Raw genomic sequence first — 346 nt, 5'->3', positions numbered from 1 at the left:
AGCGACGCGCGAATCGTAGTCGATGCTCGTCTCGCCGGTCACGCGCCGCATGAATTCGACGAGTGCGGTTTCGGCTTGCACGAAACGCCGGCACAGTACATCGGTGACGATCAGCGCTCCCGCATTGATAAACGGATTGCGCGGCTTGCCGTGCTCCGCCTCGAGTTGGACCAATGAATTGAAAGCATTGCCCGACGGCTCGCGGCCCACGCGGTGCCATAGCGCGTCGCCGAGCAGACGGAACGCCATTGTGCAGGCGAATAGCTTCGAAATGCTTTGAATGGAAAAGCGCGTGTCCGCTTCGCCGGTGCGGAATACTTCGCCCGACGCCGTGACGATTGCCATG

The 346-nt window shown here is 61.0% G+C and carries 1 protein-coding gene; it reads right to left on the bottom strand.

Annotated elements, in window-relative coordinates; all coding sequences use genetic code 11:
* Positions 1–346 (bottom strand): glutaminase (locus SB822_RS55645; protein WP_410858916.1); only part of this gene is annotated, 346 nt, incomplete at both ends.

The sequence above is a fragment of the Paraburkholderia sp. SIMBA_054 genome (assembly GCF_046534875.1).
GTDB lineage: Bacteria > Pseudomonadota > Gammaproteobacteria > Burkholderiales > Burkholderiaceae > Paraburkholderia > Paraburkholderia hospita.
The sequence above is the reverse complement of the archived record's forward strand: the minus strand, read 5'-3'. Positions and strand labels throughout refer to the sequence as shown.